Here is an 18,958-nt window from a genome sequence, read left to right as displayed (position 1 = left end):
CTCCCCCCTGCGCCGGTCAGTCGGTGCGCAGGGCCCGCTCGAAGGTCTCCGCGATCAGCTCCGGCGGCTCGGTGCCGACGGAGACCCGCAGCATGTCCCGGTGCAGCCCCCGCTCGCGCAGCGCGGCCCGCCCCCCGGGGGTGGCGAGCAGGTCGTAGTGCGCGATGAAGACCTGCGGGGACGCCATGGTGAACTCCGCGCCGAAACTCGGCCCCTTGGCCACCGCGAGCCGGTCGTAGACCCGCTCCAGGGGGACCTTGAGATCCAGCATCAGCAGCCCGCCGGGGCCGCCGGAGTCCCGTGCCACCTTGCGGTAGTTGGCGGCGGACCGGCCGTCCAGCGCCCAGCCGATGCCCCGGACCACGTCCGGGCGGCGCCGCAGGCTCTCGGCGAGGGCCAGGGCGTTCGCGTTGACCCGCGCCATCCGCTCCGCGTAGCCGCGGATCCGGGCGGCCACCCGGGCCGTGTCCCGGCGGTAGGGCTCGTCGCCGTGGCGCGGCAGCACGGTCAGCAGGTCCGCCGCGAACGGCGAACCGGGAGCGACCACCACCGCGCCCGCCAGCACGTCCGCCGATCCGGTGGCGTACTTGGTCAGGCTCTCGCAGACCACGTCGGCGTACGGCACCACGTCGACGTTGTGCGGGGTGGCGATCGTGGCGTCGACGACCAGCGCACAGCCGGCCCGGTCGGCGATCTCGCGCAGCGCCGGCAGGTCGGGGACGCCCATCCCCGGGTTGCTCGGGATCTCCGCGACGATGCCGGCCAGTTCACCCGCGTGCGCGGCGGCCACCCGGGCGACCTCCGCCAGGTCGAAGGGGTCGGGCACGGTGGTGTGCTCGGCGTCCACGACCTGCTTCTCGAACAGGTGCATGGTGTCGAAGAAGATCCAGCCGAGCTGGAGCCAGCAGCGCCGGCCGCCGTCCCGCTGGATCTCCGTGACCGCCTCGATGGCCGCCGCCACCGCGTTCATGCCGCTGTTGCGCAGCGCCACGTACTCCGGTCCGGGCACCCCGTAGGCCCCGGCGAGGGTCTCCGCGACGGCGCGCGCGGGCGAGGCGTCCGCCGTCTCCTCGGGCTGCCGGCCGTCGATCAGGCCCGCGTCCCACAGCACGTCCTCCGCCTGCCGCGAGGACAGGTGGCCGCCGGTGTGCGTGACGTGGGCCCGCGCCCGCGCGGCCGGCGGCCCCCCGGCGGGCAGCCGCACCCCGGACAGCACGTGTCCGCCGAGGGTGAGGTCGCGCGCCGCGTCGGGCGGCAGGCCGGCGTAGGCCGCGGCGGCCCGCGCGGCCCGCGCCGAGCGGGTGAGCAGCAGTTCCCCGCCCGGGTCCTCCCGGGCGGCCAGCTCCGCCACCCGGACCACGTACGGGTGCGGGCGGAAGCGCGGGTATCCCCAGGAGATGCGGCTCAGGGTGGCCGCGTCGTTCGACTCGTACCCGATGACCGACGCCACGTCGGGGATCGAGACGGACACCGAGTGCACGGAGCCGGGGACGGGCCGGCCGGCGGCGATGTGCCGCAGGCCGTCGGCCGACCCGGTGGTGCCGGATACCGCTTGGCTCATGCGTCGAGGCCCACGAGCCGCTGCACACCGTCCCAGTAGTCCTCCACCAGCCCGAGGAACTCGTAGGCGCCCGCCTCGAACTCGGCGCGGGTGGCGGGCGAGTGGACGTAGGGCGCGATGGCGTTGAAGACGGAGTTGCTGTGTCCGACCTCGACGTCGATGTGCAGCTGCCAGAAGTGGCGCAGGTCGTCGTCGTACCCCTGGTTGCGCAGCCCGTCGTTGATCTTCGAGACCATGATGGACGACATGGTCTCGTCGGCGTACAGCGCGCCGAGGGCCTTGTGGATCGGCGACTCGGTGTACAGCACCCGGATGCCGTCGTTGAGCCGCTTGGTGACCTCCAGCGGTTCGTACGCCTCCAGGTGCTCCTTGTCGATGCCGATCCGGGCGAGGAAGTCGGCGAAGAGCGTGGAGTGCGTGACCTCGCCGCCGACCTCGTCGGCGACGTTCAGGATGATCTCCCGCAGGATCATCTCGTCCCGCGTCTTGACCGCCATTCCCGTGATGTAGAACGGGAGGTAGCGGAAGAAGTAATAGCACTCGCTGTACATCAGGCGCTCCTGCTCGGGGGTGAGCGCCGTGGTGCGGTAGGCGTTCAGGTACGGGTGCTCGACGCCCCGGTGCGAGGCGATTTTCGCGAGCACGCCGTCCAGATAGTCCTTGATCTCCGGGTCCTGTACGGCGATCCGTCGGCGGATTCCCGGCTCCACGTGGTCGAAGTGGTCCGTCAGCGGCTTGGTCTCGGGGGTGTTCAGATCGGTCATGGTGATCCCTCGTCGCGGGGGAAAGCGGGGGAAAGGCTCTGTGCCGGGCCCTTGCCGGGCCGCGGGAGCGGTGGCCGGCCGGTCGTGTCCAGGGCCGCGGGTGCGGTGGCCGGTCAGTCGTCCAGGGCGGCGGCCGCCGACACGTCGGCGTCCTCCCACCAGCGGTCGTCGCCCTGCAGCTCGCGCCGCAGGTCACGGTCGCCCGCCCAGGTCATGTTCAGGATGATGCGGGTGGTGTCCTCGCGCAGCGGAACCGTGCGGTGGAGCGTGGTGTCGGTGCGCAGGAAATACACGTCACCCGACTGGAAGTGGTACGTGTGGATGGGATTGTCGACCAGATACTGGTGGATCCGCGGATCGGACTTGTCCCACTCCGTGTGCGGTACGCACTGGAGCATGCCGCCGATGTCGAGGGGCGGGGCCTGGAGCACCCAGATGAGGGCGAAGCTGAAATCGCCCCAGTGCCAGCCGTGCGTGTCCCCGCTCCGTTCCTGCCGGGTGATGAGGAATTCCTCGTCGTCCTTGGGGCAGGGGTGCAGTTTCTCGCCGGCTATGCGCTCCAGCGCGCCGAGGAGTTCCGGATTCGCGTAGATCGAGGTGACCAGCTCGCTGTTGCCCGCGATCGTCTCGCTCTGCACCACGGACATCGAGCGGCGGGTGTACCCGGTGGTCTGGAGGCGGAGGTCACGCCGCTCGGCGTATTTCTCCAGCAGTCGGTCCGCCTCCGCCCGCACGCTTTTGCGGACGTCTTCCCGAATCAGATCGGTGACGGTGACGATGCCGTACCGGTGGTAGTGCTGCGCAAAACCGCGCAGTGCGCCCTGCTCCAGGGGATTGATGACGGTGCTTTCCTGCCCATTGCTGCTCACGGTGATCTCCCATGCTCGGCTGGGGATTTTCGTGCTCGGCGAAGACGACGTACGTCTGGGCCCGGCGAAGACTCCTGAAGAGGCTAGATAGGCCCCAGAGCCTGATCAACAGGTGCTGATCCGTAAGGCGCGATTTACGGCCAAGAGCATCCGCGCGATCCGGGGCGATCAGGGAAAAGCGCAGGCCGGCGGACCGACGGCGGCGATGTGGATCACCGGGGGAATTCACCCGGACCGCCGGCCGCTCCGCACAGTCGGCACCGCGTGAGGTGGAAGGGGCCGGTGTGACCGGGTTGATTGGCCCGATGCGTCCGGCCCCATAAGCCCAGGACACCGGCCCATATGCCGAGGGCATGACCTCATATGCCCAGGGCACGGGCCCGGCCCCGGACGGACCGGACCGGCCGGGCGCGCGCCGCCGGGCGGGCCGGGCTAGCCGAGCGCGCGGCCCAGCACCCACACCACCGGGGCCGCCGCCGACAGCGGCAGGGCGACACCCGCGGTGAAGTGCACGAAGCGGGACGGGTAGTCGTAGCTCGCCGCCCGGTGGCCGATCAGCGCGCACACCCCGGCCGCCGCGCCGAGGACGGCGCCCCTGGTGCCGAAGCCGGTCATGCCGCCGACCACGAGGCCCGCGCCCGCCGCCGCGAGGAGCGCGGCCACGACCCGGGCCGGGCCCGGCAGCGGCAGGGCGCGGGCCACGATCGCCGCCGCGACGGCCGCGGCGCCCACCGACACCTCGTGGGCGCCGGCGGCGAGATAGCCGGTGGCCAGCACCGCGAGGGCCGCCGAGACCACCGTCGCCATCAGGCCGTACATCCGCTCGTCCGGCGAGGCGTGCGAGCGCAGCTGGAGCACGAGGGAGAGCAGGACCCACAGGCCGAGCGGGCCGAGGATGGCCACCAGGGCGTGGTCGCGGCCGGCCGCGAGGACCGCCACGTCGGCCGTCAGCGCGCCCGCGAAGGCCAGCGCGATGCCCTGCCGGGCGGGCCACATGCCGTTCAGCCGGAACCAGCCCGCGGCCGTCACCGCCTGGAGCACCACCAGCGGGACCACCAGCGCGTACGACGCGATGGGCGCCGCCGCGGCCAGCAGCAGGCCCAGCAGCGCGGTGAGCGCCGCCGGCTGCATGCCGGGCTCGATGATCGGGGACCGGCCCTCCAGCCGGGCCCGCTGGGCGTCGGTGATCCGCGCGTTCCCGGCGAGGGTGGCGGGGCCGTAGGCGGGCTCGTCGGAGGGGCCGGCGGAGTCGGCGGCGGGAGGAGCAGCGGGTGCGGAGGCGGCCGGGGTCGTCGCCGGTGCCGGGACGGGGGCCGGCTCGGGTTCCCGCACCGGCGCGTACGCCTCGTACGAGCCACTGCCGTACGAGCCCGGATGCGCCCCGGTGTGCGCCCCTTCATACGCTCCCGCGTACGGGTCGGGGTACGCCTGGGGCTGCTGCGGCTGCTGCGGCTGCTGCGGCTGCTGATAGCCAGGGTCCTCGTAATACCCCTGCTGCTGGTACCCCTGCTGCTGATACGCCTGCTGCTGCTCCTGCCGCGGCAGGTACGACGTCTCCTCCGCCGGCACCGCCGGATGCGTCTGGGTCTCCCAGGTCTGGCCCTGCCACTGCTGGGTCAGCTCGGGGTCGTGGCCGTACTGCTGCTCGTGTCCGGGCCACTGCTGCTGGGGCTGCTGATAGGGGTCGTAGCCCTGGTGGGGGCCGCCCTGGTACGGCTGCTCGGTCATGCTCACCCTCCTGCGAACGGCGGGAGCACCTCGACCGTGCCGCCCTCGGCCAGCCGTACCGTCTCATGCGCGCGGGTCCCGACGGGGTCGCCGTCGACGAGGAAGGAGCAACGCTGGAGCACGCGGGTGAGTTCGCCGGGGTGGCGCTCGCGGACGGCGGCCAGCGCGCCGGCCAGCGTGTCCGCCGCGTACGGCTCCTCGGCGACCCCGGCCGCGGCCTTGGCGGCGGCCCAGTAGCGCACCGTGACCTTGGGCATCTGAATCCTCAATCGACGGCAAGAACAAGAAAAAGTCAAAGACAGTGTGAGTCAGGCTAGCCCGCCGCGGACACCGCCCAGTGTGCGATCCGCGCCACCAGGGCGTCGTCCGCCGCGTGCTCGGCGTGGCCCATGCCCGCCTCGATCCACAGCTCGCCGTGGCCGCCGGCCGCCTCGGCGAGCATCCGGGGGTGGTCGAGCGGGAAGTAGGCGTCGTGGTCGCCGTGCACGATGAGCAGCGGGGTCGGGGCGATCCGCGCGACGGCTTGCACCGGGGAGAGCGGGACGGGGTCCCAGTCGCGGTGGTGGATGCGGGTGCGCAGGCCGTAGCGGCCGACCAGGCGGCCTTCGGGGCGGGTGACCAGCCAGTGCAGCCGGCGCATCGGGGCCGTGCCCCGGTAGTACCAGCGGGCGGGCGCGCTCACCGAGACCACGGCGTCCACCGTGCCGGGGTACAGCGCCGCGTGCCGCAGGACCACCGAGCCGCCCATGGAGAAGCCGACGGTGACCACGCGCGTGTGCCCGAGGCGGCGGGCCCGTTCCACGGCGGCGGCGAGGTCCAGCACTTCTTTGTCGCCGACGGTGGACCGGCCGCCGGAGCGTCCGTGGCCGCGGAAGGAGAAGGTGAGGACCGCGCCGTGGCCGCGCAGCACGCCGGCCACCCGGCGGACGTGCGGCCGGTCCACGTCCCCGGTGAAGCCGTGCGCGATCACGAACACCAGGTCACGGGAGGGCGAAGAAGAGGCTGCCAAAGGCTCGGCAAAGCCTTCGTATACGGCGGCGCCCGGATCGTATACGGATTCGACCGGAATGCCGTCGGCCGTGCGCAGAAAAGTCCGCATAGGGCCGTCTCCGCCCGTCTCGCCATACGGACGTACGGCGCAACGCGCCACATCACCTGCCGGTCGGTTGCTCATGTGGGCTATTCTGCTGGGCAGAGGACTCGGGCAGCGTAGCCCCCGGGTCCTTTTGTGCTTTCGGAAGCGTTGTATACGAAGCGGGAAACCTCAGGTGACCGCAGGTGTACGGGGCCTTCGGGATCGCAGAGCAGTGCCCGTCCGCACAGCGTCCTCGCAGGGACCGAGGAGGAACCAGACATATGAGTTCTCTGCTGCTCCTGACCAACGCCCTCCAACCGTCGACAGAAGTACTGCCCGCCCTCGGCCTGCTCCTGCACAACGTGCGGGTGGCCCCGGCGGAAGGTCCGGCGCTGGTCGACACGCCGGGTGCCGACGTCATCCTCGTCGACGGCCGCCGCGACCTGCCCCAGGTGCGCAGCCTGTGTCAGCTGCTGCGCTCCACCGGCCCCGGCTGTCCGCTGATCCTGGTCGTCACCGAGGGCGGTCTCGCCGCCGTCACCGCGGACTGGGGCATCGACGACGTGCTGCTCGACACCGCCGGCCCCGCGGAGGTCGAGGCCCGGCTGCGCCTCGCCATGGGCCGCCAGCAGCTCGTCAACGACGACTCGCCGATGGAGATCCGCAACGGCGACCTGTCCGTGGACGAGGCCACCTACTCCGCCAAGCTCAAGGGCCGGGTCCTGGACCTGACCTTCAAGGAGTTCGAGCTGCTCAAATACCTCGCGCAGCACCCCGGCCGGGTCTTCACCCGCGCCCAGCTGCTCCAGGAGGTGTGGGGCTACGACTACTTCGGCGGCACCCGGACCGTCGACGTGCACGTACGGCGGCTGCGGGCCAAGCTCGGCCCGGAGCACGAGTCGCTGATCGGCACCGTCCGCAACGTGGGTTATCGATTCGTTACCCCCGAGAAGGCCGACCGCTCCGCCGACGAGGCCAAGGGCAAGTCCGCCCGGGCAAAGGCGGAAGATGCGGACGCAACCGCCGTGCCGGCCGGCGCCGAGGTGCACGCCGACGCCTGACCGCCCACGGCAGCGCCCGGTCCGGCCCGGGCCGCCCGGTGATACGCCCTGCCCAGAAGGGGTCCATCCGCGTAGACTCCGCGCGTGGCCAAGGTGACTCGGGATGACGTGGCACGGCTGGCTGGGACCTCCACCGCCGTCGTCAGTTATGTCATCAACAACGGACCCCGGCCGGTCGCCCCGGCCACGCGCGAGCGCGTCCTCGCCGCGATCAAGGAACTGGGGTACCGGCCCGACCGGGTGGCGCAGGCCATGGCGTCCCGGCGCACCGACCTCATAGGGCTGATCATCCCGGACGCCCGGCAGCCGTTCTTCGGCGAGATGGCGCACGCCGTGGAACAGGCGGCGTCCGAGCGCGGGAAGATGGTGCTGGTCGGCAACACCGACTACATCGGCGAGCGCGAGGTGCACTATCTGCGCGCCTTCCTCGGGATGCGCGTCTCGGGCCTGATCCTCGTCTCGCACGCGCTGAACGACCTCGCCGCCGCCGAGATCGACGCCTGGGACGCCCGGGTGGTGCTGATGCACGAGCGGCCGGAGGCCATCGACGACGTGGCCGTGGTGACGGACGACCTCGGCGGCGCCCAGCTCGCGGTCCGCCACCTGCTGGAGCACGGCTACGAGTACGTGGCCTGCATGGGCGGCACGGCCGAGACCCCGGCCGTCGGCGACCCGGTCTCCGACCACGTCGAGGGCTGGAAGCGGGCCATGTCGGAGGCCGGGCTGCCCGTCGAGGGCCGGCTGTTCGAGGCGCCGTACAACCGCTACGACGCCTATCGCGTGGCCCTGGACATCCTCTCCGGGCCCCGGCGCCCCCCGGCGATCTTCTGCTCCACCGACGACCAGGCGATCGGCCTGCTGCGGGCCGCCCGCGAGCTGCGCATCGACGTGCCCGGGGAGCTGGGGGTGGCCGGGTTCGACGACATCAAGGAGGCGGCGCTCGCCGACCCGCCGCTGACCACGGTGGCCTCCGACCGGTCGGCGATGGCCCGGGCGGCGGTCGACCTGGTGCTGGACGACGGGCTGCGGGTGGCGGGGTCGCGCCGGGAGCGGCTGAAGACGTTCCCGTCACGGCTGGTGGTCCGTACGAGCTGCGGGTGCGTGTAGCGCCCCGCCGCCGCGCCGGGCCCCTCTTCAGGGCGCCGGTCCCCGTCTTTATATCGGGCAAACACGGTTCTGCCGGGCTTCTCAGCGTGCACTCAGGAAGCTCTCATGGTCACGGGGGACTCTTTTGTCATGACCGAGAGCCAGGGCACTTACGAACAGCCGTACCCTTCCTCCCCCGCCTCCCCCGCGCACGCCGAGTGGCCGCCCCCGCCGCCGTACCGGCCGGGGCAGCCGCCGGAGCCGGGGAAGAGGCGCAGGCGCGGTCCGGTGGCCCTGCTCGCGGCCGTCGCGATCGTGGCGGCGGCGGTCGGCGGCGGCACGGCCTACACCGTGCGGGAGCTGACCGGCCAGGACGCCACCACCGCCGTCGGCGCCCCCGCGGTACCGACCAGCCAGCGGGGTGACGTCGCCGCCATCGCCGCCGCGGTCGGCCCGAGCGTGGTGGAGATCAACGCGACCCTCGCGGGCGGCTCCTCCACCGGCTCCGGCGTGATCATCAGCTCGGACGGCGAGATCGTCACCAACAACCACGTCGTCTCCGGGGCCTCCTCGGTGACGGTGCGCACCAGCGACGGAAAGCGCTACACCGCCGAGGTGCTGGGCACCGACAGCTCCAAGGACCTCGCACTGATCAAGCTGCGGGGCGCCACGGGACTGAAGGCGGCGGCGCTCGGCGACTCCGACGCCGTGCGGGTCGGCGACCCGGTCGTGGCCATCGGCTCCCCCGAGGGCCTGACCGGCACGGTGACCAGCGGCATCGTCTCCGCCCTGGACCGGGACGTCACCGTCTCCACCGACGACAACCAGGGCCAGGACCCGGACGGCGACTGGCCGTTCCGGTTCGGCGGCCGCGAGTTCAACGGCGACACCGGCTCGTCCACCACCACCTACAAGGCGATACAGACCGACGCGTCCCTGAACCCCGGCAACTCCGGCGGCGCGCTGTTCGACGCGAACGGCCGGGTCATCGGCATCAACTCCGCGATGTACTCGTCCGGTTCGCAGGCGTCGTCCTCGGCGGCGGGCAGCATCGGCCTCGGCTTCGCCATCCCGGTCAACACCGTCAAGTCCGACCTGGCCGCGCTGCGGTCGGGCGGCACCAGCTAGACCACTCACGCGCCCAGCCGGCGCACGAGTCAGCAAGGAGCAGGTCATGATCAAGCACGTTCCGCACCGCATGGCCGAACGCGGCCCCGCCGGCCTCACCCTGGCCCTGTCCATCGTGTCCGAGCTGCATGTCCCCGTTCCGGCGCCCCGCGCCCCCGAGGTGGCGACCCGGGCCGTTACCCCGGTCCCGCAGCTGATGGGGCTGCGCACCTCCGCCGTCCGCCGGCACCGCCGCAAGGTCCCGCTGCACCGGCTGAGCACGGTCCGGACCTGACCGGCCCGCGCGTCCCTCACCGGCCCGCCTGACGTGGCACGCTGAGAGACGTCCGCTTCCGTCCCACCGCACCCCGAGGAACCGCGAGCGATGAGCCCCGCCGAAGGCGACCGTGACCCCCAGCGCATCCTGATCGTCGACGACGAGCCGGCCGTGCGCGAGGCCCTGCAGCGCAGCCTCGCCTTCGAGGGGTACGACACCGAGGTCGCCGTCGACGGGGCGGACGCCCTGGAGAAGGCGGGCGCCTACCGGCCGGACCTGGTCGTGCTGGACATCCAGATGCCCCGCATGGACGGTCTGACGGCGGCCCGCCGCATCCGGGGCGCGGGGGACACCACCCCGATCCTGATGCTCACCGCCCGCGACACCGTCGGCGACCGGGTGACCGGCCTGGACGCGGGCGCCGACGACTACCTGGTCAAGCCGTTCGAGCTGGACGAGCTGTTCGCCCGGATCCGGGCGCTGCTGCGCCGCAGCTCCTACGCGGCGGGCGTGTCCGCCGAGGCCCGGCAGGACGAGGCGCTCACCTTCGCCGACCTGCGGATGAACCTGGCCACCCGGGAGGTGACCCGGGGCGAGCGGCCGGTGGAGCTGACCCGCACCGAGTTCACCCTGCTGGAGATGTTCATGGCCCATCCGCGCCAGGTGCTCACCCGGGAGCAGATCCTGAAGGCGGTGTGGGGCTTCGACTTCGAGCCGTCCTCCAACTCGCTGGACGTGTACGTGATGTACCTGCGCCGCAAGACCGAGGCGGGCGGCGAGCCGCGCCTGGTGCACACGGTGCGGGGCGTCGGCTACGTCCTGAGGCAGGGCGGCGCCGAGTGAGGCGTGTGCTGCGCCGGTACCGGGCGCTGCCGATCCGGGCACGGCTGGCGATGCTGGTCGCGGCCGCGGTGGCGTTCGCGGTGGCCGCGGTGTCGATGACCTGCTGGTTCATCGTGGAGCGCAAGCTGTACGACCAGGTGGACGACGACCTGCGCAAGTCGCTGAAGAACAACACCCAGCCCGACCAGGTGCTGCTGGCCCTCGCCCGCTGCACGGACACCCCTCCCTCCGACAACCCATTCCGGGACCGGTACTCGCAGGTGGTCACGGAGGACGGCAAGGTCTGCCTGTTCGGGGGCGCCTCGGTGAAGATCGACGTCACGGAGGCCGACAAGTCGGAGATCCGCAACCTGGACGTCGGCACGCTCTACTTCCGCAACGGCACCGACAGCGAGGGCAACGACGTACGGGTACTCACCCGGCCGCTGCTGGCCACCGCGTCCTCGACCGGCGAGCGCGGGCCCAACGTCGGCGTGCTCATCGCCATGCCGCTCAAGAGCACCCAGCAGAACCTCAACGACCTCGCGCTGATCCTGCTGCTGGTGTCGGCCATCGGGGTCCTCGGCGCGGGAGCGGCGGGCCTCGCGGTGGCACGGGTCGGGCTGCGGCCGGTGGACCGGCTCACGGAGGCCGTGGAGCACGTGGCCCGCACCGAGGATCTCAGCGTGCGCATCCCGGTGGAGGAGGACAGCGAGGACGAGGTGGCCCGGCTGTCCCGGTCGTTCAACTCGATGACCGCCTCGCTGGCCAGCTCCCGCGACCTCCAGCAGCAGCTGATCGCCGACGCCGGCCATGAGCTGCGTACGCCCCTGACGTCGTTGCGCACCAACATCGAGCTGCTGACCCGCAGCGAGGAGACGGGCCGCCCGCTGCCGCCGCAGGACCGCAAGGCGCTGCTCGCCTCGGTGAAGGCGCAGATGACGGAGCTGGCCGCGCTGATCGGTGACCTCCAGGAGCTGTCCCGCTCGGAGGGGCAGCGCGGCGAGCGGGTGCAGGTCGTCTCGTTCCGGGACACCGTGGAGGCGGCGCTGCGCCGGGCCCGGCTGCGCGGCCCGGAGCTGTCGATCACCGCCGACCTGGAGCCCTGGTACGTGCGGGCGGAGCCGTCCGCGCTGGAGCGGGCCGTGGTCAACATCCTGGACAACGCGGTGAAGTTCAGCCCCGAGGGCGGCACGATCGAGGTGGCGCTGCACGAGGGCGTGCTGACCGTCCGCGACCACGGCCCCGGCATCCCCGAGCAGGAACTCCCGCACGTCTTCGACCGGTTCTGGCGCTCGCCCAGCGCCCGCGCCCTGCCCGGCTCGGGTCTCGGCCTGTCCATCGTGGCCCGTACGGTCCAGCAGGCGGGCGGCAAGGTCACCCTGGCCCGCGCCGAGGGCACCGGCACGGTGGTCACGGTCCGCCTGCCGGGCGCGCCGACCCCGCCGCCGGAGGCCCCCGAGACGGCGGCCGGCTGAGTCAGGCCCCGTCCGCCGCCCGCTCGGGCCGGCCGGCGGCCGGGGCCTGCCGGCCCGTCGCGCCGAGGCTGGCCAGCAGGCGCAGGCTGTCGTGGGCGGCGGTGCCGGGGGCGGCCGACTGGATGATCAGCTCCGCGCCGGTGACGTCCGGGAGGGCGAAGTTCTCCTGGTGCAGTTCCAGGTGACCGACCGCCGGGTGGTGGTACGCCTTGCGGCCGTGGGTTCGGGTGCGGACGTCGGCGCGCGCCCACAGCTGCCGGAAGCGCTCGCTGTGCATGGCGAGTTCGCCGATGAGGGAGGCCAGCTCCCGGTCGCCGGGGCAGCGGCCGGCCGCCAGCCGCAGATGGCCGACGACGTCGAGGGCGCAGTCCTCCCAGTCGGCGAACAGCGCCCGCCCCTCCTCGGTCAGGAAGAGGTGCCGGGCGATGTTCAGGCCCTCGGCCGGCCGGCTGTAGATCATGTCGCCGAGCCGGTTCGCGGCCAGCACGGTCATCCGGTGGTCGATGAGGAACGCGGGGGCGTCGCCGATCAGCTCCAGCACGCGCAGCAGCTCGGGGCGCGGACGCGCCGAGGTGGCCCGCCGGGGCTCGCCCACCACCCTGCGGGCGAGCCGGTGCAGGTGCTCGCGTTCCACGTCGTCCAGGCCGAGGACCCGCGCGAGCGCGTCGAGCACCTGCGTCGACGGCTGCCGGGCCCGGCCCTGCTCCAGCCGCACGTAGTAGTCGACGCTCACGCCCGACAGGTGCGCGACCTCCTCGCGCCGCAGCCCGGTCACGCGGCGCCGCGAGTCGGCGCGGATGCCGACGCTCTCGGGGCGGACCCGGGCCCGCCGGGTGCGCAGGAAGTCAGCCAGATCGTCCATCGCTCCAGTATCCGCGCGCGCCGGCCCGGCTGGGTGGCCCCGCCAGTACCAGGAAGTCCGGGCCTACGGAGGAAGCGCCCCTGAATCGCGGGCGCCGGTCCCGCCAGGATCGAGGGCATCCCGATCCGAGGAGCAGGAGCAGACATGAAGGTCTTCATCGTGCACGCCCACCCCGAGCGGCGGTCGCTGAACGGCGCGCTCACCGACATCGCGGTGGAGACGCTGACCGGCGCGGGGCACGAGGTGCGGGTCAGCGACCTGTACGCGATGGGCTGGAAGCCCACCGTCGACGCGGACGACTTCGGCGGCGCCGCCTCCAGCCCGCTGGACGTGGTCCACGACTCGGGCCGCGCCTTCGCCTCCGGCGCGCTGTCCGCCGACATCCGGGCCGAGCAGGAGAAGCTGCTGTGGGCGGACACCGTGATCCTCCAGTTCCCGCTGTGGTGGTACTCGATGCCGGCGATCCTCAAGGGCTGGGTGGACCGGGTGTACACCTACGGCTTCGGGTACGGCGTCGGCGAGCACAACGAGACCCGGTACGGCGACCGCTTCGGCGACGGCACCCTCAAGGGCAGGCGCGCCATGCTGTCGGTGACGGTCGGCGGCCCCGAGTCCCAGTACTCCGACCGGGGCATCAACGGCCCCATCGACGACCTGCTGTTCCCGATCCAGCACGGCATCCTCTTCCACCCCGGCATGGACGTGCTGCCGCCGTTCGTCCTGCACCGGACGGTACGGATGCCGGCCGAGGACTTCGCGGACGCGGCCGAGCAGTGGAGGAAGCGGCTGCTGACCCTGGAGGACACCGACCCGATCCCGTACCGCCCCCAGAACCACGGGGACTACGAGATGCCGTCGATGCGCCTGCGCGAGGGTCTGGAGCTGCCGGGCCGCACGGGTTTCGGCCTCCACACAGCGGGCTGACCGCCCGGCAACCTTTCCGCGTCCCGCGGCGACTCCGGTGCGGCACCCCCACACGAACCACACCTGGAGTCGCTCATGAGCACTCGCACTCCCCGTCACCGCAGGAGCCGTGCCGCGTTCGCGGTCGGGCTGCCGCTCGCGCTCGCGGCGGCGGGCGGACTCGGCTACGGCCTGCTGGGCCCCGGCGGTTCGTCGCGCGCCTCGGCCGCGACCGCCGTACCGGCGTGGGCCACGCAGGCCGCCGACGGGTTCGCCTCGGTGAACGCGCTCGGGCAGAACGGTACGTACGGCGGGCGCGGCGGCGAGATCGTCACCGTGAAGACCCTCGCCGACCTGGAGAAGTACGCCACCGCCGACAAGCCGTACATCATCGTCGTGGCCGCCGCGATCACGATGGACCCGGTCGGCAAGGAGATCAAGGTCCAGTCGGACAAGACCATCATCGGCGCCGGTACCTCGGGCCAGATCGTCGGCGGCGGCTTCTTCCTCGGCCAGGGCGTCCACAACGTGATCATCCGGAACCTGACCATCCGGGACGCGTACCAGGGCGTCTGGAACGACAAGGAGCACGACTACGACGGCATCCAGATGGACGGCGCCCACCACGTCTGGATCGACCACAACGACATCCGGCACATGGCGGACGGGCTGATCGACAGCCGCAAGGACACCACGTACCTGACCGTGTCCTGGAACCGGCTCGGCCAGGAGAACAAGGCGTTCGGCATCGGCTGGACCGAGAACACCACGGCGGACATCACGATCCACCACAACTGGATCCGCGAGACCGAGCAGCGCAACCCGTCCACGGACAACGTCGCCCACGCCCACCTGTACAACAACTACCTGGTGGACGAGCCGGGTACGACGATCACGGCGTCCTACGGCAACTACGCGCGCGGCGGGACGAACATGCTGCTGGAGAACTCGTACTTCCAGGGCCTGGCCAACCCGGTGATCAGGGACTCGACCGCCACCCTCGTCCAGCGCGGCAACGTCTTCTCGGGCACGAGCGGCCGCAACGAGAGCGGGGGCACGGGCGGGTCGTGGGACCCGAGGAGCTACTACGCGTACACGCCGGACAAGGCGGCGGACGTGCCGTCGGTGGTGAAGTCGGGGGCGGGCCCGAGGAGTTCGCTGGGTACGACCACGACGGCCGCCAAGGCAGCGGCGGCGACCACGCTGACCGTGGCCAAGGACGGCACGGGCCAGTACACGACCGTCCAGGCGGCGGTGAACGCGGTCCCGGCGAACAACGCCTCGCGGGTGGTCATCGCGGTCAAGCCCGGCACGTACCGGGAGACGGTCAAGGTCCCGTCGAACAAGCCGCACGTCACCATCCAGGGCACGGGCGCCAGCCGCAAGGACACGGTGATCGTCTACAACAACGCCTCCGGCACACCCAAGCCGGACGGCTCGGGCACGTACGGCACCGGGGGCAGCGCGACCGTGGCGGTGGAGGCCGACGACTTCCAGGCACGCAACCTCAGCATCACGAACGACTTCGACGAGGCGGCCCACCAGGACATCGCCCAGCAGGCGGTGGCGCTGCGCACGGCGTCCGACAAGGTCTTCCTGGACGGGGTGATCGTCTCCGGCGACCAGGACACCCTGCTCCTGGACACGGCGTCGAAGGACCGCCTCGGCCGGGTCTACATGACCAACTCGTATGTGATCGGCAACGTCGACTTCATCTTCGGCCGGGCGACCGCGGTGATCGACAAGTCGGTCATCACCCTGAAGAAGCGCTGGAACGGCACGTCGGCGGGTTACGTGACGGCCCCCTCCACGGCGGCGAACCGCAAGGGCATCCTGATAGCCAACTCCACGGTGTCCGGTGACGTATCCGACCGCACGTTCTACCTGGGCCGCCCCTGGCACGCCGGCGGCGACGCGACCCTGGACCCGCAGACCACGGTCCGCAACACGACTCTGAGCGCGGCGATCAAGACAACCCCCTGGACCGACATGAGCGGCTTCTCCTGGAAGGACGACCGCTTCGCCGAGTACAAGAACACGGGCGCGGGCGCGGGTTCGGCAAGCACGGACCGCCCCCAACTGACCGACACCCAGGCCTCCGGGCAGGAGATCACCGACTGGTTGGGTGACTGGACTCCTTCGGCGTCCTGAGGCGGGACACTCCGTCAGCCGGCTCCGTCACGGGGCGGCTGACGGGGCTCTCCCTGTGGTCACTCCCCGGGCTCCATCTGCTGTACCCGGTGACGAATCCTCGATGCCTCTTCGAGGAGCGCCTTCGCCTCGGCACTGTCGGTGGCCTCCGAGGCCCGCAGCTCAAGATCCTGCACATGTGCGTCCAGCTCGGGGTCCCGGGCCAGGGCGTACTCGCCCCACCACAAGGCCATGAATGCAGGTACAGGGCCTACGTCATACGCGTCAGCGATCGCCCGCTTCCAGTGCGCGTCGAAGTCGGGGAGAAGCTGGGGCGCGTGCTGGGCGATGGCCTGGCGGAGCGCCTTGGGAGTCCGCTCGGGCATGGGAGGGATGATCGGGGCACCTCCGCATCGGTAGTTCGTGCCGGTCGTCCATTCGATCGGGAGACCAACCATGCGGGGACTCGCGACCCAACACGCAGAGCTTCCGCCTCACGTCACCCGAACGTGCGCACGCCCCTCCCACGCTTGATCCCGTCCACGAATCCGGCCCAGGAAGCGGCCGAGAGGACCAAGGGCCGGGAGGCGGGGGTTTTGCTGTCGCGGACGGGGACCAGGTGGGGGTAACCGTCCGCGACTTCTACGCAGTCGTTGGCGCCGCCCTCGCTGTAGCTCGACTTGCGCCAAGACGCGGTGGACAGGTCGGGGGTCACAGGGACTCCTTCACACCGGCTACGAACGCGGACCAGGACGCGGTGCCGAAGATCAGGGCGGTGCCTGCGGGGACCTTGCTGTCGCGGACCGGGACGACGCCGGGGTGATCGTCGGCCACTTCTACGCAGTCGTTGTCCCCACCCTCGCTATAGCTGGACTTGCGCCACACTGCGGCGGTGAGGTCGAGCATCACGCGGTCTCCTTCACGCCACGTACGAACGCGGACCACGACGACTTCCCGAAGATCAGTACGCGGCCCGCCGGGATCTTGCTGTCACGGACGGGAACCAGCTCCGGGCAGCCGTCCGCGACCTCCACGCAGTTGTTGTCTCCACCATCGCTATAACTCGACTTGCGCCAGGAGACAGTGGACAGGTCTGGGGTCACAAGGACTCCTTCACGCCGGCTACGAACGCGGACCACGATGCGGTGCCGAAGATCAGGGCGGTGCCTGCGGGGACCTTGCTGTCGCGGACGGGGACGATGCCGGGATAGCCGTCGGCGACCTCGACACAGTCGTTGTCTCCCCCTCCGCTGTAGCTCGACTTGCGCCACACTGCGGCGGTGAGATCAAGGGTGCGCTTCATGGTCTCTGTGCTCCTTCAGTACGGCCCTGATGAACTTCAGCGATTCCGACGGCGGCAACGCCAGGTCACGAAGCCGATCGTAGGACAACCGGCACCTCAAGACGTGGTGTTGCTCCTCTTCCAGCCGACTGCATTCATTGCCTTCCTTGTAGGCAACCGCGCTTCCATCTTGCTGCCACAGCAAGGTCAGCGATCCGGTCATGTGGTGATGGGCGCCAGCGGCAAACGGCAGTACTTGCATGGTCACGTTGGGCCACATCGCAGCGGCCTCCAGGCGGAGCAACTGGTCATTCCAGGTTCGGGCGTCGGCGACGGGACGCCGAAGTGCCGTCTCGTCCAGGATGATGCGGACGTCGGGCTGCGGATCTTGCCGCAACAGGTACTGCCGACCCATCCGTGCCGCCACCTGCTCCTCGACCCACTCGTCAGCATCGGCCGCTGTCTGGGCCCCGGTCAACAGCGAGCGAGCAAACTCCTCGGTCTGCAGAAGTCCTGGGATGCCCGGCGAGAACTTCCACATGATCCGCGCCGTAGCCTCCAGCTTCATGAACTCCTTGTACTGGTCCTTGAAGGCGTCCAGGCGCGCGGCCTTCCAGTGGCCGACCAGCAAGGAACCCGTGCCGTAATAGCTGTCCAGGTCCTCCATCACCGTGACCTTGGACAGGCGCTCGCCGGACTCCAGGCGGCTCAGGTAGCTCTTGTCGTAGCCGGTGTCCTCGGCCAGTTGGCCCAGGGACTTGCCGGCCTTGTCGCGCAGTACCTTGAGGGTCTGCCCGAGGATGGCCCGTCCGGACACCGGTCCCGGGTCGACGTTCTCGCCCACGTAACCCCTCCCTGTTGTCCCCGCTCACGGACAACACAGCGGCTCTTCCGCAGCGTACTCGCCGTACGTGACGATCGGGGCACGAACCGTAATCATCACGAGCCACAACGGAGACTCCGCATGGCCGAGTTGCGCCTGCTGCCTTGGACGAGCCCCGAGGGCAAGCCTTGCTATCTGAGTACCGACGACGACGGCAGCCGGCTGTCCCGGCTCGCGGACGACGTGGAGGCGGCGCAACTGCGGTCGGGTGAGCAGGTGCTGGCCGGCGCGAGGGCCGTGCTCGCCGACCGGGCGGCGGGCGAACGCGCCGTGCGCTTCGCGCTGACGCGGGCCGGCGAGTCCCTGGAGGAAGTCCTCCGCATCGCCCACAGCAGGGGCGCCCGCATCCCCGCCGCGTACGAGCGCTGACGTGTCGTGTACGACCGGCCCGGCACCCCCGCCACGGTCTACCGTGGACTCCCAGGCACCCCCACTGCCCCAGCCGGAGAAGAGAGCGCGATCATGGCCCACGAGGTGGATCCGAACTCCTGCGAGAGGACCCCGGACGCGATCCGTGCGGCTCTGCAGCGGCGCCCCGACTGGCTGAAGGCCTTCGAGCGGGACTGGCTGAGCGCGGCGGCGGAGTTCGATCAGCCGGGGCTCGACGCCGTGATCGACAAGTGGTTCCCGTTCGCCTGCGCCTGCGCCACTCCCGGATACCTCGACGAGGTCGAGCAGACCATCAAGCGCATGGCGGAGGGCGACACGGAGGGCCTGGTCTTCTACGACGCGGACGGCAACGCCTACGACGCCGACAACCGCCCCGTCGACACGAGCGGGTCCAGGTGAGCGCGTACTCGATCAGGTACGTGGAGCGTGCGGCCCGGCGCAAAGCCGCGCTTCCGGGTCCCCAGCGGGAGTCCTTGGAGAGCCTGGAGAAGCGGCTCGTCCTCAACCCGTTCGGTCCGCCCGCGGCCAGCAACCGCGACAACAGCTGGTCAGCCGCGTTCGCGGGCGGCTTCATCACCTACATCGTGTCGAACCGGCACGTGGTGATCAACGTGATCGATCTGGTCGCCCTCTGACCTTGTCCACAGCTGTGGACAAGGTCAGAGGAAGGCAAAGCACGG

24 protein-coding genes are annotated in these 18,958 nt (G+C 71.2%); 11 read left to right on the top strand and 13 right to left on the bottom strand.

Going from position 1 to position 18,958, the window contains the following annotated elements:
* Positions 1 to 16: 16 nt before the first annotated feature.
* The 6 genes from besB to ACSURM_RS20015 form a co-directional block, all read right to left on the bottom strand.
* Complete coding sequence (gene besB / locus ACSURM_RS20040) at positions 17 to 1,561, bottom strand: L-2-amino-4-chloropent-4-enoate dechlorinase/desaturase BesB (protein ID WP_436956776.1); 1,545 nt, start codon at positions 1,559 to 1,561, stop codon at positions 17 to 19.
* Positions 1,558 to 2,325 (bottom strand): 4-chloro-allylglycine synthase BesC, encoded by a 768-nt coding sequence (gene besC / locus ACSURM_RS20035; RefSeq protein ID WP_436956774.1) that lies wholly within the window; start codon positions 2,323 to 2,325, stop codon positions 1,558 to 1,560. Before besC ends, besB begins: the two co-directional genes overlap by 4 nt.
* A gap of 113 nt (positions 2,326 to 2,438) precedes the next feature.
* A complete protein-coding gene (gene besD / locus ACSURM_RS20030) occupies positions 2,439 to 3,194 on the bottom strand; it encodes an L-lysine 4-chlorinase BesD (RefSeq protein WP_436956772.1) in 756 nt (251 codons plus the stop codon).
* A 432-nt stretch (positions 3,195 to 3,626) separates the two neighbouring features.
* Positions 3,627 to 4,922: a hypothetical protein gene (locus ACSURM_RS20025; RefSeq protein ID WP_436956771.1), complete on the bottom strand. Its 1,296-nt coding sequence runs from the start codon at positions 4,920 to 4,922 to the stop codon at positions 3,627 to 3,629.
* 2 nt (positions 4,923 to 4,924) lie between these two features.
* On the bottom strand, positions 4,925 to 5,179 hold the full coding sequence (locus tag ACSURM_RS20020) for a MoaD/ThiS family protein (protein ID WP_289966489.1): 255 nt from the start codon (positions 5,177 to 5,179) through the stop codon (positions 4,925 to 4,927).
* A gap of 56 nt (positions 5,180 to 5,235) precedes the next feature.
* Positions 5,236 to 6,096, bottom strand: a complete 861-nt coding sequence (locus ACSURM_RS20015) for an alpha/beta hydrolase (RefSeq protein WP_436956769.1) — start codon at positions 6,094 to 6,096, stop codon at positions 5,236 to 5,238.
* A gap of 182 nt (positions 6,097 to 6,278) precedes the next feature.
* Here ACSURM_RS20015 and ACSURM_RS20010 point away from each other — a divergent pair, with 182 nt between their 5' ends.
* The 6 genes from ACSURM_RS20010 to ACSURM_RS19985 all read left to right on the top strand — a co-directional run bounded on the left by ACSURM_RS20010 (position 6,279) and on the right by ACSURM_RS19985 (position 11,828).
* Positions 6,279 to 7,058, top strand: coding sequence for a winged helix-turn-helix transcriptional regulator (locus ACSURM_RS20010; protein ID WP_359047193.1), 780 nt, complete (start codon positions 6,279 to 6,281; stop codon positions 7,056 to 7,058).
* 84 nt (positions 7,059 to 7,142) lie between these two features.
* Positions 7,143 to 8,165: a LacI family DNA-binding transcriptional regulator gene (locus ACSURM_RS20005; protein WP_436956767.1), complete on the top strand. Its 1,023-nt coding sequence runs from the start codon at positions 7,143 to 7,145 to the stop codon at positions 8,163 to 8,165.
* 129 nt (positions 8,166 to 8,294) lie between these two features.
* Positions 8,295 to 9,272 (top strand): S1C family serine protease, encoded by a 978-nt coding sequence (locus tag ACSURM_RS20000; protein ID WP_436956765.1) that lies wholly within the window; start codon positions 8,295 to 8,297, stop codon positions 9,270 to 9,272.
* 46 nt (positions 9,273 to 9,318) lie between these two features.
* On the top strand, positions 9,319 to 9,546 hold the full coding sequence (locus ACSURM_RS19995) for a hypothetical protein (protein ID WP_189992645.1): 228 nt from the start codon (positions 9,319 to 9,321) through the stop codon (positions 9,544 to 9,546).
* A 90-nt stretch (positions 9,547 to 9,636) separates the two neighbouring features.
* The gene (locus ACSURM_RS19990; protein ID WP_030612487.1) at positions 9,637 to 10,371 is read left to right on the top strand and encodes a response regulator transcription factor; all 735 of its coding nucleotides are present in this window, start codon (positions 9,637 to 9,639) and stop codon (positions 10,369 to 10,371) included.
* Positions 10,368 to 11,828, top strand: a complete 1,461-nt coding sequence (locus tag ACSURM_RS19985) for a HAMP domain-containing sensor histidine kinase (RefSeq protein WP_436956764.1) — start codon at positions 10,368 to 10,370, stop codon at positions 11,826 to 11,828. The genes ACSURM_RS19990 and ACSURM_RS19985 overlap by 4 nt, the downstream gene beginning before the upstream one ends.
* Before the next feature lies 1 nt (position 11,829).
* On the opposite strand, the gene ACSURM_RS19980 is transcribed toward ACSURM_RS19985, so the two are convergent.
* Positions 11,830 to 12,690 carry a helix-turn-helix transcriptional regulator gene (locus ACSURM_RS19980; protein WP_436956762.1) on the bottom strand — a complete coding sequence of 287 codons (861 nt, stop codon included), beginning with the start codon at positions 12,688 to 12,690 and terminating at the stop codon, positions 11,830 to 11,832.
* A 144-nt stretch (positions 12,691 to 12,834) separates the two neighbouring features.
* Between ACSURM_RS19980 and ACSURM_RS19975 the strand changes: the two genes are divergently transcribed.
* Complete coding sequence (locus ACSURM_RS19975) at positions 12,835 to 13,614, top strand: NAD(P)H-dependent oxidoreductase (protein ID WP_436956761.1); 780 nt, start codon at positions 12,835 to 12,837, stop codon at positions 13,612 to 13,614.
* Between the two features lie 75 nt (positions 13,615 to 13,689).
* Complete coding sequence (locus ACSURM_RS19970) at positions 13,690 to 15,744, top strand: pectinesterase family protein (protein WP_436956759.1); 2,055 nt, start codon at positions 13,690 to 13,692, stop codon at positions 15,742 to 15,744.
* Positions 15,745 to 15,803: 59 nt separating this feature from the next.
* Here ACSURM_RS19970 and ACSURM_RS19965 read toward each other — a convergent pair whose 3' ends face one another.
* The 6 genes from ACSURM_RS19965 to ACSURM_RS19940 form a co-directional block, all read right to left on the bottom strand.
* The gene (locus tag ACSURM_RS19965; RefSeq protein ID WP_436956757.1) at positions 15,804 to 16,109 is read right to left on the bottom strand and encodes a hypothetical protein; all 306 of its coding nucleotides are present in this window, start codon (positions 16,107 to 16,109) and stop codon (positions 15,804 to 15,806) included.
* A 113-nt stretch (positions 16,110 to 16,222) separates the two neighbouring features.
* Entirely contained in the window at positions 16,223 to 16,438 is a 216-nt protein-coding gene (locus tag ACSURM_RS19960) for a DUF397 domain-containing protein (RefSeq protein WP_436956756.1), read from the bottom strand.
* A complete protein-coding gene (locus tag ACSURM_RS19955; protein ID WP_436956755.1) occupies positions 16,435 to 16,629 on the bottom strand; it encodes a DUF397 domain-containing protein in 195 nt (64 codons plus the stop codon). Before ACSURM_RS19955 ends, ACSURM_RS19960 begins: the two co-directional genes overlap by 4 nt.
* Entirely contained in the window at positions 16,629 to 16,826 is a 198-nt protein-coding gene (locus tag ACSURM_RS19950; protein ID WP_436956753.1) for a DUF397 domain-containing protein, read from the bottom strand. The genes ACSURM_RS19955 and ACSURM_RS19950 overlap by 1 nt, the downstream gene beginning before the upstream one ends.
* Positions 16,823 to 17,026, bottom strand: a complete 204-nt coding sequence (locus tag ACSURM_RS19945; protein WP_436956751.1) for a DUF397 domain-containing protein — start codon at positions 17,024 to 17,026, stop codon at positions 16,823 to 16,825. Before ACSURM_RS19945 ends, ACSURM_RS19950 begins: the two co-directional genes overlap by 4 nt.
* Entirely contained in the window at positions 17,010 to 17,849 is an 840-nt protein-coding gene (locus tag ACSURM_RS19940; protein WP_436956749.1) for a helix-turn-helix domain-containing protein, read from the bottom strand. The genes ACSURM_RS19945 and ACSURM_RS19940 overlap by 17 nt, the downstream gene beginning before the upstream one ends.
* A gap of 120 nt (positions 17,850 to 17,969) precedes the next feature.
* On the opposite strand from ACSURM_RS19940, the gene ACSURM_RS19935 reads away from it, so the two are divergent.
* From ACSURM_RS19935 to ACSURM_RS19925, 3 genes are all read left to right on the top strand, one after another.
* Positions 17,970 to 18,257 carry a hypothetical protein gene (locus ACSURM_RS19935; RefSeq protein WP_436956747.1) on the top strand — a complete coding sequence of 96 codons (288 nt, stop codon included), beginning with the start codon at positions 17,970 to 17,972 and terminating at the stop codon, positions 18,255 to 18,257.
* Positions 18,258 to 18,350: 93 nt separating this feature from the next.
* The gene (locus ACSURM_RS19930) at positions 18,351 to 18,677 is read left to right on the top strand and encodes a DUF6247 family protein (RefSeq protein WP_436956746.1); all 327 of its coding nucleotides are present in this window, start codon (positions 18,351 to 18,353) and stop codon (positions 18,675 to 18,677) included.
* A complete protein-coding gene (locus ACSURM_RS19925) occupies positions 18,674 to 18,913 on the top strand; it encodes a hypothetical protein (RefSeq protein WP_436956744.1) in 240 nt (79 codons plus the stop codon). Before ACSURM_RS19930 ends, ACSURM_RS19925 begins: the two co-directional genes overlap by 4 nt.
* Positions 18,914 to 18,958 lie beyond the last annotated feature (45 nt).

Origin of the sequence: Streptomyces sp. SudanB182_2057 (assembly GCF_964272715.1) — a bacterium.
In the GTDB taxonomy this organism is placed as follows: Bacteria; Actinomycetota; Actinomycetes; order Streptomycetales; family Streptomycetaceae; genus Streptomyces; species Streptomyces rubradiris.
This window is presented reverse-complemented; position numbering and strand designations above follow the sequence as displayed.